Source organism: Rhodoferax sp. UBA5149, assembly GCF_002413825.1.
In the GTDB taxonomy this organism is placed as follows: domain Bacteria; phylum Pseudomonadota; class Gammaproteobacteria; order Burkholderiales; family Burkholderiaceae_C; genus Rhodoferax.
Genome location: NZ_DHXT01000200.1, coordinates 1 through 13,643, shown reverse-complemented (window position 1 = coordinate 13,643; position 13,643 = coordinate 1). Strand labels below are relative to the sequence as shown.

The 13,643-nt window shown below is 63.3% G+C and carries 12 protein-coding genes; 4 read left to right on the top strand and 8 right to left on the bottom strand.

Going from position 1 to position 13,643, the window contains the following annotated elements:
- The first annotated feature begins 98 nt into the window (after nucleotides 1-98).
- Nucleotides 99-2,327 (top strand): sensor domain-containing protein, encoded by a 2,229-nt coding sequence (locus B3V69_RS18035; protein WP_296448444.1) that lies wholly within the window; start codon nucleotides 99-101, stop codon nucleotides 2,325-2,327.
- Between the two features lie 24 nt (nucleotides 2,328-2,351).
- Here the strand turns inward: B3V69_RS18035 and B3V69_RS18030 are convergent, their stop codons facing one another.
- Complete coding sequence (locus B3V69_RS18030; protein WP_296448442.1) at nucleotides 2,352-2,936, bottom strand: DUF2059 domain-containing protein; 585 nt, start codon at nucleotides 2,934-2,936, stop codon at nucleotides 2,352-2,354.
- Between the two features lie 264 nt (nucleotides 2,937-3,200).
- Between B3V69_RS18030 and B3V69_RS18025 the strand changes: the two genes are divergently transcribed.
- From B3V69_RS18025 to B3V69_RS18015, 3 genes are all read left to right on the top strand, one after another.
- On the top strand, nucleotides 3,201-4,325 hold the full coding sequence (locus B3V69_RS18025) for an FAD-dependent oxidoreductase (protein WP_296448440.1): 1,125 nt from the start codon (nucleotides 3,201-3,203) through the stop codon (nucleotides 4,323-4,325).
- Nucleotides 4,326-4,550: 225 nt separating this feature from the next.
- A complete protein-coding gene (locus tag B3V69_RS18020) occupies nucleotides 4,551-5,120 on the top strand; it encodes an ABC transporter ATP-binding protein (RefSeq protein ID WP_296448439.1) in 570 nt (189 codons plus the stop codon).
- A gap of 48 nt (nucleotides 5,121-5,168) precedes the next feature.
- A complete protein-coding gene (locus tag B3V69_RS18015) occupies nucleotides 5,169-5,690 on the top strand; it encodes an anti-sigma factor (protein WP_296448438.1) in 522 nt (173 codons plus the stop codon).
- A 317-nt stretch (nucleotides 5,691-6,007) separates the two neighbouring features.
- Here B3V69_RS18015 and B3V69_RS18010 read toward each other — a convergent pair whose 3' ends face one another.
- From B3V69_RS18010 to B3V69_RS17980, 7 genes are read right to left on the bottom strand one after another with little or no spacing between them, the layout of a single operon-like run.
- Nucleotides 6,008-7,780, bottom strand: coding sequence for a BatD family protein (locus tag B3V69_RS18010; protein WP_296448437.1), 1,773 nt, complete (start codon nucleotides 7,778-7,780; stop codon nucleotides 6,008-6,010).
- Nucleotides 7,777-8,658, bottom strand: a complete 882-nt coding sequence (locus tag B3V69_RS18005; RefSeq protein ID WP_296448435.1) for a tetratricopeptide repeat protein — start codon at nucleotides 8,656-8,658, stop codon at nucleotides 7,777-7,779. The genes B3V69_RS18010 and B3V69_RS18005 overlap by 4 nt, the downstream gene beginning before the upstream one ends.
- Nucleotides 8,655-9,668: a VWA domain-containing protein gene (locus tag B3V69_RS18000; protein WP_296448433.1), complete on the bottom strand. Its 1,014-nt coding sequence runs from the start codon at nucleotides 9,666-9,668 to the stop codon at nucleotides 8,655-8,657. The genes B3V69_RS18005 and B3V69_RS18000 overlap by 4 nt, the downstream gene beginning before the upstream one ends.
- Entirely contained in the window at nucleotides 9,665-10,630 is a 966-nt protein-coding gene (locus tag B3V69_RS17995; protein ID WP_296448432.1) for a vWA domain-containing protein, read from the bottom strand. The genes B3V69_RS18000 and B3V69_RS17995 overlap by 4 nt, the downstream gene beginning before the upstream one ends.
- The gene (locus B3V69_RS17990) at nucleotides 10,627-11,088 is read right to left on the bottom strand and encodes a DUF4381 domain-containing protein (RefSeq protein ID WP_296448430.1); all 462 of its coding nucleotides are present in this window, start codon (nucleotides 11,086-11,088) and stop codon (nucleotides 10,627-10,629) included. Before B3V69_RS17990 ends, B3V69_RS17995 begins: the two co-directional genes overlap by 4 nt.
- The gene (locus tag B3V69_RS17985; protein WP_296448428.1) at nucleotides 11,076-11,990 is read right to left on the bottom strand and encodes a DUF58 domain-containing protein; all 915 of its coding nucleotides are present in this window, start codon (nucleotides 11,988-11,990) and stop codon (nucleotides 11,076-11,078) included. The genes B3V69_RS17990 and B3V69_RS17985 overlap by 13 nt, the downstream gene beginning before the upstream one ends.
- Nucleotides 11,987-12,988: an AAA family ATPase gene (locus B3V69_RS17980; protein ID WP_296448427.1), complete on the bottom strand. Its 1,002-nt coding sequence runs from the start codon at nucleotides 12,986-12,988 to the stop codon at nucleotides 11,987-11,989. The genes B3V69_RS17985 and B3V69_RS17980 overlap by 4 nt, the downstream gene beginning before the upstream one ends.
- Nucleotides 12,989-13,643 lie beyond the last annotated feature (655 nt).

The window sequence follows — 13,643 nt, the reverse complement described above, 5'->3', positions numbered from 1 at the left end:
AGGTGCCGCCTTATGGTGAATCCCTATAGTGTCAGCACGGCATTTGCGTAACAATGCCCTATCTTTCGAACCGAATTTTTCGTACAGACACAGGCCCCATGCCCGAAACAAACAGGGACTCCGAAGTTCACCCCGTGCAATCCGACGCATTGGCGCAGTTGCAGCTGGCGCTGCGCGAGCAGCAAGTGATTCTGGACAGTGCAGGCGTTGGCATTGTGTTTATCAAGCGCCGCTTTCTGATCCGCTGCAACCAGCGTTTTGCGCAGATCTTTGGCCATGCCGACCCGGCCGCTATCGTGGGCCACACCAGCCTCTCGCTGTACCCCGATGCCGCGTCCTCTCACGCACTCGCCACAACCGCCTACCCCGTCTTGGCCCAAGGCTTGACTTTCAAGTCAGAGATACGGATGAAGCGCCGCGATGGGCAATTGTTCTGGGCCCATCTGACCGGAAAACTGGTCAACCCGGCAGCCACAGAAGAGGGCTCGATCTGGATCATTGACGATATCAATGAGCAAAAGGCGGCGCAAGCGCAGCTCCAGTCGGTCTTGACGGAGCAGAGCCTGATTCTGGACAACGCCATGGTTGGCATCGTGTTCCTGCGCGACCGCAAAGTGACCCGCTGCAACCAGAGCTTCGAGAATCTTTTAGGCTATGAAGCCGGTGAACTGCACGGCTGCTCTTCACGCCAGTGGCACTTGACCGAGCAGGACTGGAAGGAATCCATTGACCGTTGGCAGGTCCCTTTCGCGGTCGGCCAGGCGTTTGAGGATGAATTGGTGTTGCGCAAGAAGGATGGCTCGGCGATCCATTGTGAAGTTCGCGCCAAAGCCATTGACGCCAGCGATCCGGAGCTGGGGGCGATCTGGATTTGCATGGACATCACGGCGCGAAAAAAAGCCGAGAATGAATTGCGACAGGCGCGCGTGGACCTCGAAAAACTGGTCGAACAGCGAACCCAGGAGCTCAGCCGTACGGTGCTGGCACTGGAGAAAAAAGCAATTGAACAAAAAGAGGCCGAAGCCCATATCCAGCGCCTGGCCCACTTCGATGCACTCACCGGGCTGCCCAACCGCTTGCTGCTGAACGACCGTTGCCGGCATGCCCTCGGCGCTGCGCAACGTCGGCATCAAACCGTGGCCCTGATGTTTATTGATCTGGACCACTTCAAAAACGTCAACGACTCCTTAGGACACCGCGTCGGTGACGAGGTGCTGCTTGAGTTGGCCGTCCGTCTGAAGGCCGCGGTGCGGGAGCAAGACACGGTCTCGCGCCTGGGTGGCGATGAATTCATCCTGCTGCTGCCAGAGACCGATGCCGCCGGTGCGGCCCAGGTGGCGAAGAAGTTGCTGCAGGCGGCGCTGATCCCTTTTCAGATCGGGCAGCATGAGCTCACCGTCACGCCGTCGATCGGCATTGCGCTCTACCCCAAAGACGGCGTTGATCTGGACACCCTGTCCAAATGCGCGGATGCCGCCATGTACCGGGCCAAAGGAGATGGGCGCAACAACTACCGTTTTTTTACGCCTGAAATACAGGCCGCTTCCGACCGGACCCTGCTGTTGGACAACGCCTTGCGCCGGGCCCTGGAGCGTGGCCAGCTGGAACTGCATTACCAGCCACAAATTTCGATGGCGACCGGCCAAACCGTGGGCGCCGAGGCCTTGCTGCGCTGGCATCACCCGGAACTGGGCGCCGTATCACCGGTCGAATTCATCCCGATTGCCGAAAGCAGCGGCTTGATCCTGCCGATTGGGGAATGGGTCATCCGCACCGCCGTCACCCAGCTGGCCGCCTGGATCCAGCAGGGCATGGCGCCCATCACCATGGCCGTCAACTTGTCGTCGGTCCAGTTTCGCCATGCCGAGCTGCCCCAACTCGTCACCCGCATCCTGGAAGATGCCGCCTTGCCCGCCCATCTGCTGGAACTGGAGTTGACCGAAGGCGTGGCCATGACCCAACCGCTGGAAGCGATCGCCGTGATGACTGATCTGCGCCAGCGTGGTGTGCGCATGTCGATTGATGATTTTGGTACTGGCTACTCGTCACTCAGCTACCTCAAGCGGTTTCAGGTCTACAAACTCAAAATTGACCAGTCGTTTGTGCGCGACATCGAGCAAGACCCCGACGACAAAGCCATCGTCGGCGCCATCATCAGCATGGCCAGCAGCCTGGGGCTAAAAACCATTGCCGAAGGGGTAGAGACCGAAGGTCAGCTGGCATTCTTGCGCGCCAGGGGCTGCACCGAGGCACAGGGCTACTACTTCAGCCGACCCGTGCCGGCGCAGGCGTTCGCGAACTACATCCGCGAGACCGCGCTTAAATAGATCCGATGGAACCCTGATACCGCCCTACTTGCTGGCGGCCTTGGCCGGAGGACGCGCAGCGCTGGCCGCCGGTGCGCTTGCGCCCGCCAGGCCCAGTCGCTTGGAAACGGCCTGCTGCAGCGTCTTCATTTTGGGCTCTATCGCGCCCTGCGTGTCGGCCACCACTTTGTCCAGCAGCGCTTTTTGCATCTCGCCGCCCATCTGCGCAAATTTGCGGTTGACCGGCGACTCGAAGATCGCAATGAGTTGTTTCAGTTCATCCTCACTGAACTTTTCGTCCAGCAGGGCGCCGACGGTCGAGGGCGCCAGCTTGACCGCGCGTTCACGCACCAGCGGCACGGCCTCATCCAGGTATTTTTTCACGTCGCCCTGAATCTCTTTGCCAATGGCCTCGCGTTTGTCAGCGGCCACCCTGGTCTGCAAGGCCAAGCCGGCTTGTTGCATCACCTGCGCGGCCGGCCGCTCCGCCAGGGCTTGCGCGGCCATTTCGATGCCAGGCTGCTGCAAATGCAACAGCTTGGCGACCAGTTCCTTCTTGGCCGCTGTGGACTCGGCTTGCACACCACTGGCCAGCGCCAGCAGCGCCACGAACAACAATTTCTTCATCATGAATTCTCCCGGAAAATAAATCCAACCCGATTGGCCAACAATGACCAGTGGCCGTGCGCTCATTATCACCTTGCCATGCCAGCCAAGCCGGTCATCGGTGGTGATGGCGACGGGCGTTGGGCGGCCCACCGCGCTGCTGCAGTGGCTGCGCCGCTACCGCGACTGGCGCAGAGGCTAAAGTAGAGGGCACATGTTGCCATTCCCTGACTCCCCAAAAATCTCCAGCCTGGCCGATGCCAGCGAGCTGGTCCTGACGCTCGACCCATGACGGCGACGGCTCACCCTCAGAAGCACCTGGTCCTGCTGGGAGCCGGTCACGCCCATGTGCACGTGCTGTCCACCCTGGCAGCGCAGCCCTTGCCCGGCGTGCAGGTGACCCTGATTGCGCCCTACCCGCGCCAGCTCTATTCGGACATGGTGCCGGGTTTCGTGGCCGGGCACCATGCGCTGGAGGACTGCGTGATTGCGTTGGCGCCGCTGCTGAAAAACACCGGCGTGCGCTGGCTGACCCGCAGCGTCATGGCCCTGGATGCCAAGGCCCGCACCGTCACCCTGGACGACGGCAGCGAGCTCGCCTACCACTGGCTGTCGGTCAACACCGAACCGGTGCAAGACCGCAAGCAAGTTGAACAGGCCCTGCCCGGTGCCCGTGAACATGGATTATTTTTACGTCCGATGGAGGCCTTTGCTGCCCTGTGGCCCCAGGTCGTCGAGCTGGCACAAAACCGCGCGCTGCGCGTGGCCGTCATCGGCGGCGGCGCGGCCGGCATCGAGCTGGCCATGGCCATCCAGTACCGGCTGCCGGGTGCCTCCGTCACCCTCATCACCGGTGGGGCCGCCGCGGGCGCCAATGACCCGCCAGCCGTTCAGCGCCGGATAGTCCAGGCACTGAGGCGCCGCAACATCACGGTGTTGCCCGATCTGGCGGTGGGCATTCAGGCGGGAGAGGTTTTTCTGGGGTGCGGCGCCCGGCTGGCTTGTGATGTCCCGGTGATTGCCACCGTGACGCAAGCCCCGGCCTGGCTTGGCAGCAGCGGCCTGGTCTTGACCGAGGACGGTTTCATCGCGGTGGACGCCTGCCAGCGCTCCACCAGCCACACCCAGGTGTTCGCCGCCGGCGACGTCAGCACGCGGGTGGACCGACCCCTGGCGCGCAGCGGCATGTATGCCGTGCGGACCGGGCCCGCGCTGCGCAAAAACCTCGCGGCCGCCGTCGCGGGCGCAGAGCCCAGTCCCCACGAGCCCGCCAAAAACACCTTGAATTTATTGTCCTGCGGCCAGCAAGAGGCGATCGCCAGCTGGGGCAACTATTCGGCGCAGGGGCGCTGGGTGTGGTTGCTGAAGGACTGGATTGACCGGTCTTTCATCAAGCGCTATCGAAGGAATTAAGCAGGGCTTGAACGGCTGCGCGATGACGCCGCCGCACGCCGCTTGCCCCCCACTTGCCCCCCACTTGCTCTTGCCGCTCCTGCGCTGTCAATTTTATGTGGCGGGTCTTGGCATGGAGAATAGCCTGATCCTAAATAACATGAGGGCCGAGCCATCGAACATCCCGCCATTGCCCGAGCCGCCGTCCTGCAGGTCGAGGGCCTGTGCTTCTCCTACCCGCAACGCGTGCTGTTCACCCAACTGTCGGCCCGCATCCCGCCCGGCGTCACCTTGGTGCGTGGCGGCGACGGCAGCGGCAAGACCACGCTGCTGCGCTTGTTGGCGGGTGAGCTGGCAGCGCATGCGGGGGAGCTGCAGGTCAACAACATTCGTTTGCGTGAACAGCCAGTCGCCTATCGCCAGCAGGTGTTTTGGGCCGACCCGCACGCCAGTGCCTTGGATCAAGTGACGCCGGTCGACTACTTCCTGTCCCTGCACCAGCGGCATCCCCGATTTGACGAGGCGCTCTTGGGCGGCTTGATCAAGGGCTTGTTCCTGGCGCCGCACCTGGACAAGCCGCTTTACATGTTGTCCACCGGATCGAAGCGCAAAGTCTGGCTGGCGGCCGCCTTCGCGTCGGTGGCCGCCGTCACGCTGCTGGACCAGCCCTTTGCCGCGCTCGACAAGGCGTCGATTGGCTTTGTGATGGAACTTCTGGCAGACGCGGCCAAGCACCCGGCGCGTGCCTGGCTACTAGCCCACTACGAGGCGCCAGGCGATGTGCCGCTGGCGGCGACCATCGAACTGAGAGATTGACCCGGATCTTCTTGCGTTAGGATGAAACGCTTTGCAGCCAGCGAACCCATGCCAATGAATGAAACCAGCCCAGCCCGGCCGCCAATCTCCCCTGCGTCGTGGTGGCGCGCCGCCACCATCGTGTGCCTGCTGCTGATGGCCACCGCCACCGCCACCGGCGTCAGCATGTATGAACAGTTCAAGGCCCAGATTCAACACCTGCAAACCAAGCTGCAAAGCACCGCGCAGATCAAGTACATCGCCGTGCTGCTGGACGACAGCCAGGCCCCGGCCCTGCTGGTCACGCTGGACCCGCAAGACGGCGCGCTGCAGCTTCAGCGCCTGAACAGCGTGACCGAAGGCCGCGAAGACAGCATGCAGCTGTGGGCCCTGCCCGCCAGCGGCGACCCGCGCTCCTTGGGTGTTCTGGAAAGTTCGGGCAAGACCTTGCGCCTGGGGGCGAATGACAAGACCCTGGCGGATGTGCCCCAGCTGGCCATCAGTGTAGAAAACAAGGGCGGCGTAGCGCAAGGCAAGGGCCCCAGACTGCCCTATCTGTTCAAAGGTGCGGTGGTGCAGAAAGCGCTGTAAACAGGTCGTCACCCGGAACGTAGCTGACTTTGCGCCCAACAGTGTGCTGGCCCTCAACCCATAGACCAGTTCCTGAGCGACGGGCAGAAGCGATCGGACGGTGGCAGCGAGTGACTGGCGGGTTCGTGCCCATACCCGACGTTCAGGCTCCTGAAATGCCAACCTGATACCCGACATTCACCTCGCTAATGTTGGCTTTGGACCTTGTACCTCCAATGGTTGAGGCAGAGGTAATTCAGCCAAAAGTAATTTTTCTACGTTTTGTTCGATGAGTGCCTCGTATTCTCTCTAGCACTACAGCAACTCCAAAAGCCCCTCTAAACATAAAGATCAGGTATCACCGGTTTGGTTTTCTTCGAATGCATCTGTCTGGGCGGTGTTGCAAATGCCCGCATCAGTGATTGCCCCTGCCATGCAGCCTCGGTATAGCAGGCGCGATCAAGTTGCTGTAGAGGTTCTGTGAATTGAGCATTGGAAAGCCGAAAAGCGATGGCTTGTAGTCCACGTGGCGGCGACTCCGGCCAGTAGTCGGCGGCCCAGTTCAATAGATGCCGTCGTGCGGCCTGCGGGTCATTGTCAAGACAGGCTTGTTGCAGTTCTCTCAAGGTCTTGCTCGGTTGACGACTGACCGCCGGTGATGGTGTGGTGATGGGCCTGGCGGATATGACAGCAAGATATCCAACTCGGCGCGAGCGCCACCAGGCCAAACCAGTGCCCAGCCAAAGAAGCGCCAAGGCTGCGCTGATCCACTGCCAGGTCGATACCGGCGCTGGCGTCACTCCGCCCAAGTGCGATGGGTCAGGTTGCGCTGGTTTTGTCGTGAGAATTGTTGACGGGTTGCCTTCTGGCAGCGGCTTGGCAGCAACGTATGCGCCAGTGGCTGGCAGCACATCCATGCTGCGCGCTGGCAGAGTGGCTTCGCGCTGAACGTTGGCCACGGTGTCCCACCAGGCCACTTTCAAGGCGGGCAGCTCGTAGTGGCCGGGCTGGCTGGCAATCAGGGCGATGTCCTGGTCGCGGTTGCCCAGCATGGTGCCGCTACGCACACTGTCATCGGTCTTGGCTTGGTCGGGGTAGGGCTTGATGCCGTCGGGCACAGTCATCAGCTTGCTGAGGTCGGGCAATTGCGTGCCGGTGAGACCCAAGGCTGAGAGGTGCAGGTGCCGCGTGAGCGGCTCGCCAACGTGCACGCTGGAGTCGTCTGGCCGCCAGGTTTCCTCCAGCGCGACCTTTTGCGCGGGCAGCCAGTCGGCCCCGGTGGCGGCTGCGGGCCTTGGCTGGACGTTCAGCGCAATGGCGCTGGCCGACAGGCGCAACGGCCGGGTGGTGCCCATCAGGCGGCCCAGCGGCATCGAACCAAACGCATTGCCAAAGAATGAATTGATATCCGGGCCATTGGCCTCCTGCACCTGGGCATCGAGCGTGGGGCCTTTGAGACTGATCTGACCACTGCGCTGCGGGATCAGCAGGTATTTACGCTCGATCACCTGGTAGCTGCGGCCATTGCGTGATTCTGTGGTCTGTGTGTCGTCGCCCAGTTGCCTGACCAGCACCTCGGCACTGCCGGGCAGGTCCAGGCTGGCCTGGGTGAGGGGAACGCCCACATACAGCCGCAGCGTCAGCACCGCGGACGATTGCACATAGGGGCGCTTCTGGTCGAGCGTGGCAGTCATCGACACGGGTGCGGCACCGGTTTGCCCCGCGTCCCCCTGCGCAGGCGCATTGCCACTGCCGCCCACGGTCAGCTCCAGCGCTGCGGACTGCTCGGCACCCCAGCTCAGTGGCGGAATGCGGATCGTGCCTTCGTGTTTGGGCGACAGGAACAATGTGACCTGCGTTTGCGACGACATGTGCCCGTTGACAATCTGCGTGCTGGAGCCATGGCTGCTGCCCAGCACGACAAAGTCCTGCTGCAGTGGTGCGGTGTCGGGCTGCTTGTCGGTGCTGGCGTCGGTTTGCACCAGCAGGCGCACGGTGTCACCCAGAGCCACACGGGTTCTGTCGAGTGATGCCGTCATGGTGGCCAGCGCGGGCAGGCTCAACACGCCCGCCAGAAGGGCCACGGCCAAGCGATTGATCGTCTTCTTCATGGTTTGGCGTCTCGCTGTCTCATCAGGTGCTGGATCAGGAATTTGCGGCGCAACAGGCCACCGGGGTCGTCGGGGATGCTGCGCAGCCATTGTTCCTGGGCAATCTGTTTCTCGGTCCGGGGAGGCGTTGCGTTGCCCTGTGCGGTGCCAGCGTCGCCCGCCGTGCTTTTTTTGGCGTTCGGCTGCAGGGTGGCGTTGACATCGCGGCGAGCCTGCTCCGCGTCATTGACGGCTTGTTGGGGCTGGACTGCATCTGGCTTGCCAGCGGCGCCCGGTTGGTTTTGCGCAGCCGTAGCGGGCTGACCCTTATCGCCCGGCTTGCCCTGTTGGTCGCCTTGCTGACTGTCTGGCTTGCTGCTCTGCTGGCCGCCTTGCCCGCCATCTTTCTTGTCCTGCGGCTTGCTGTCCTGGGATTTGTCTTTTGACTTGCCGTCCTGAGGTTTGTTCTTTTCCGATTCCTTCTGCTTTTGCAGCGCCTTGGCCACCAGATCACGGTTGTGGCGGGCGTCCTGATGCGCCGGGTCGGCCTTGAGGGCCGCGTCATATGCATCGAGGGCGCCTTGAAGGTCGCCCGCCTGGGCCAGGGCGTTGCCACGGTTGTAGTTGGCCTCGGTATCGTTCAAGGTTTTCAGTCCACTGGCCGCCGCCGCGTAATCGCCTGCCTGGATCTGTGCGTAGGCTTTACGCCTTGGGTCGGTATAGAGCTTGGCCGCGTCGCTGGCATGACCTTGTTGCAACAGCGCCTCGGCGCGCTGGTCAGCGTTGCGCCAGAGACGGGACCACAGGGTTGATGAACTGGACTCGGTCGGTACCTGTACCTGAGCCTGCGCGTGTGCTGCCAGGGCCAGCAGGGCCACCGCCAGAAACTGGCGTTTCATAGCCACCTCCGGCGTGTCAGCAAGGCCACCAGCAGCAGCAAGGCCGGCAACAGATAGGCACCTGCATCACGCCAGTGGGCCACCTCGACTCCTTGCGCGGCGATCGCCTCGCCGGGCCGGTCGGACGTGCTCTGCAGGTCCGACACCAGACTGGTGATGTTGGCGATGTTCACATACTGTCCGCCACCGACGCTGCCCAGTTGTTGCAGCTGATCAACGTTGAGCCTGGTCAGTTGGGTCTGGCCATTGGCGCCCTGGATAAAACTGCCATTGGCACCGCGTAGCGGCGCGCCGCCGGGTGTTCCGACACCGACCACGCTGATGGCGATTCCTTGCGCCTTGAGCGCGGCAGCCGTGCGCAGGGCGGCGGCCGGGTCGTCAAATCCATCTGTCACCACCACGATGCGTTTGTCGCGGGCGCCGGAGGCATTGAGCAGCCGTTGGGCCTGCGTCAGTGCCGGGGCCAGGTGGTCACCGGCGCTGGGCATCATCTCGGGCGCCAGCGAGGGCATGAGGGCGCGCACCGTGGCCACATCCTGCGTGAGCGGTGTCACTGTGTAGGGCTCATCGCTAAAGGCGACCATACCGACGCGGGCATCGCGCGCAGCGCTCAGGATATCGTCCAGCGCATAGCGTGCCCGCGTGACGCGGTTGGGCGACAGGTCCGCCGCGTCCATCGACGGCGACAGGTCCAGCACCAGCACCCAGGCCGCCGGAGCCCGATAGGCCGGGGCGCTGTCTTGCTGCCAGCTCGGGCCAGCCAAGGCCAGCACGGCCAGCGTCCAGGCCAGCGCCAGCCAGGGCCAGGGGCGCGCGCTTGGTCCGCCTGCGCTGTCTCCGCCGTCCAGTTGCAGGGCAGGCAGCAGCTCCGCGTCGATGACATCAGACCAGTCTTCGCCACGCGCACGCTGGCGCGCCAGCCAGACCACGATGGCCCACAAGACCGGCAAAGCCACCAGCCACAGCGGGCGAATGAAGTGAAAGTCCTGCAGGAAGGCGTTGAGCTTCATGTACGCTCCCGCATGAGGACCACCAGCACACTCAGCAGCAGCGCCAGACCCAGCGGCCAGGCAAACCATTCGCTACTGGGGCGGTACCACTGGGCCTGCCCGCTGGCCGGCTCGATCTTGTCGATCTGCGCGTACACGTCACGCAAGTCATTGACATCGGCGGCGCGGAAATACGCACCGCCCGTGATCTGCGCGATGGATTTGAGCGTGGCTTCGTCCAGGTCCATATTGCCGCCGCTGCCAAAAATGCCTTGCTGCTCCGCCGCGCCGACGCCAATGGTGTAGATTTTCAGGCCCGCCGTGGCGGCCATTTTGGCGGCCTGGATCGGGTCCATCAGACCGGCGTCATTGGCGCCATCGGTCAGCAGGATCAGCACCATCTCACTCTTGGGGCCTGCCTGGGCACGATGTGCCTCCAGCCGCTTGATGCCCAGACCAATGGCGTCGCCAATGGCGGTTTGCGGGCCGGCCATACCAATCACCGATTCGTTCAAAAACTGGCCCACAGTACTCAGGTCAGCCGTCAACGGCGCCTGCAGGTAGGGCCGCGTGCCAAACAGAATCAAGCCCACCTGGTCACCCGTGCGGTGGCGAATGAAATCACCGGCCACCGCCTGCACCACTTGCAGCCGCGAAGCACCGCCCGCCATGTCCTGGGCTGCCATCGAGCCGGAGGTGTCCACCACCATCATCAAACGCCGCCCGGTGGTCGGCACGGGTTGCGGCTCGCCCAGCCACTGCGGACGCGTGGCAGCGCCCACCAGCAGCATCCAGACCAGCGTAAACAACAGCACGCGCCAGCGTGGGTTGGTGCGCAGGCTGGGTACCCAGTCGCTTGACACGGTGGCGGCAAACGGCAGGTACAGCGCACCACCTTGTGGTTTGGCAGGCGGCAGCAAACGCCCCGCCAGCCACGGCAAAGGCAGGCACAGCAACATCCAGGGCCAGGCGAAGTGGATCATGCTTTGGCCCTGAAAAATGCCTGGGCGCCAGCCAGCCAACGCTCACGCGCAGGCTGACACTGGCCGCCATACGCTGCGCGCAGCAAGGCCAGGCCCACATCACCGCCCCAGGGCGTGCCGCCATGGGCGACCACAAAATCAATCCAGCGGGTGCCACTCAGGCTCGCCACTGTGTCACGGCCAAAACGCGCCACGGCGTAGCGTCGCACCAGATGCGTCAATTCGCGTGCCAGGTCGGCATCGCCTGCGGTGGTTTTTTCCAGTTGCGCCAGTTCACGCAGGGCGGCGCGGCGCAGACGCACCTGCGGGCGGCGCTGCCACAGCCACACGGCCATGAGACCCAGAACCAGCAGAGCCACCAGCGCCCACCAACCCGGTGCCAGTGGCCACCAGCCCGGTGGCGGTGGGGCGTGGGACGGGGCCAGCTGCGCCAGCCAGTCGGGTTTCACGCCGCCCATCGTGGCTCCTTCAGCAAGGCGGCCAAGGCGTCAGGCATAGTGTCTGCCGTGTCCAGCCGCACCAGAGGCAGGCTCAGACGGGTGGAGAGATCGGTCAAGGTCTGTTCGCGTTGGCGCCAGGCGGTCTGCCAGGCCGGTCGGCTGCCTTGCCCGTCCAGCCACCACAGGCGCTCGGGCAAACCGACGCGGTGCGTGCCTGAGGGCAAACCCGAGCGCTCCAGCGGGTCGGTGATCCACAGCAGGCGGCAGTCGTTATGCGTGCTGACGCCGGCCAGCAGGTTCTGAACCTCGGTGTCCAACGCCGAAAAATCGCTCAGCACCAGCACCAGGCTGCCCGGCTGCAACAGCGGGCGCAGTGTCGTCAGGGCGGTCGGCAAACCGGCCGGCAAGCCATCCGGATTAGGCACGCCGGGCGCACGCGGCTGGCATTCAGCCAGCGTTTGCAGAATCGGCAACACACCGGCCTCACGGTTGCGCGGTGGCAGTATGCGTGGCGCAGCGCTGCCGTCGGCGATCACCGCACCGACGCGGTCACCGCCCAGGACTGCCACCCAGCCGAGCAGCGCCGCAGCTTGCAGCAACACCGCCGACTTGAACTGGCGGCGGCTGCCAAAGAACAGGCCCGGGTGCAGGTCGGCCACGAGCCAGACCGGACGTTCGCGCTCCTCCCGAAACAGCTTGGTGTGCGGCTTGCCGCGCCGTGCGGTGACGCGCCAGTCGATGGTGCGCGCGTCATCACCGGCGGCATAGGGCCGCACCTCTTCAAATTCCAGACCACGCCCGCGCTGGGCGCTGCGATGCCCGCCGTACAACTGTGCCAGCGCCGGGCGGTGCGCGTGCAGGCTCAAGCCCCGCGCGGCCCCGCGCAGCACCACCAGGTCGATCAGCTCGGGAAGTTTCATGGGGCCGGAACGAGGCGCAACAGTTCGTCAATGCAGGCTTGCGAGGTGATGCCGCGCGCCTGCGCTGTGTAGTCCAGCAGCAGGCGGTGACGCAACGCGTCGGGGGCAATGGCCTGCACGTCTTCGGGGCTGACATAGTCGCGCCCGTCCAGCCAGGCCAGCGCACGGGCGCCGCGCTCGATGGCCATGGCGGCACGCGGGCTGGCCCCCCAGCGCAGCCACTGCGCGAGCTGTTCGCTATAGGTGGCGGGGCGCCGCGTGGCATCCACCAGCGCGGCAATGTAGTCAGCCACCGAGTCGGCCAGCGTAAGACCCAGGGCTTCGCGGCGCGCGACAAACACTGCGTCTTGTGTCACGTGACCCGCGGGTGCTGTCATCTGACGCCCGTCCAGTGCCTCTTGCCGGGTCAGGTCCATGATACGGCGGGTGGTGGCCCGATCGGGGTAGTCCACCAGGGTGTGCAGCATGAAACGGTCCAACTGGGCCTCGGGCAGCGGGTAGGTGCCTTCGTGCTCGATCGGGTTTTGCGTGGCCATGACCAGAAACAACTGCGGTAGCGCGTACGTGGTCATGCCAACGCTGATCTGGTGTTCGCCCATGGCCTCCAGCAGTGCAGACTGCACCTTGGCTGGTGCCCGGTTGATTTCGTCAGCCAGCACCAGATTATGAAACAGCGGACCGCGCTGGAACTGGAAGTTGCCCTCTTCGGGGCGGTAGATGTCCGAGCCTGTCAAATCGGCGGGCAGCATGTCGGGGGTGAACTGCACGCGCTGGAACTCGCACTCCAGCCCATGCGCCAGCGCCTTGATGGCGCGCGTCTTGGCCAGGCCGGGCGGTCCTTCGACCAGCAGGTGGCCATCGGCCAGCAGGGCAACCAGCAGGCTTTCAACCAGTTTCTCCTGTCCCAAAATCTGGGTGCCGAGATAGTCGCGCAGGCTTTTGAAGGCGGAAAGAGCGATCCCGCCAGATAGCGTTGAATGGCGTGTTGCGGTATCCATGTCAGGACTCCTGTTAATGATTGAACGACACCTTGATTGCATCGAGAAAGCGAATTCAAAAATTCAATGGATGAATTTCCAATGTCAAGACATCAGGGTCACGACACGCAGAGCGAACGAACCCAATGCCACTGGGTTCAACAAATTCTAGTGACTCAAACTTAGGCGAAAATTAAGTTTTCCCGAAATGTGGCGGCATGCATGATCATGATGTGAATGCTGCTAAAAAAACATCCGGTCAAAGATTTCCCTGATATTTTTCCTTGATGCTGCGAAGCAGTCTGATTCAAATTTTCCACGATCAACCAGGCGTTCGAACTCGGGAAGCCACCTCAGCACGCAGTACTTCTCGCCGTCCTCAAAGTCCTGTCTATCCACACCCGGTGTGCCCTTGTTAAAGCGGCACTGGTTCCAGCGTTAAAACTCACGCCCTGTTGACACAAAATCAAGGGCGCCTTCAATTCACGGCGACCTCAAATAGGAATGGGCCCAACTTGATCCCTCAAAGCAGCCGCTGGTGAAGACCCGCTCCCGGTCGTGAAGCGCCGGTCAGGTCGGCGCCCAATCTGGACATTCAATTGTGTGACCAGCAGGTCCTCCGAATGGGCGTTCAGCGGACGCCGAAGGCGGACCGAGCTAGTGTAGTGTTGCAATC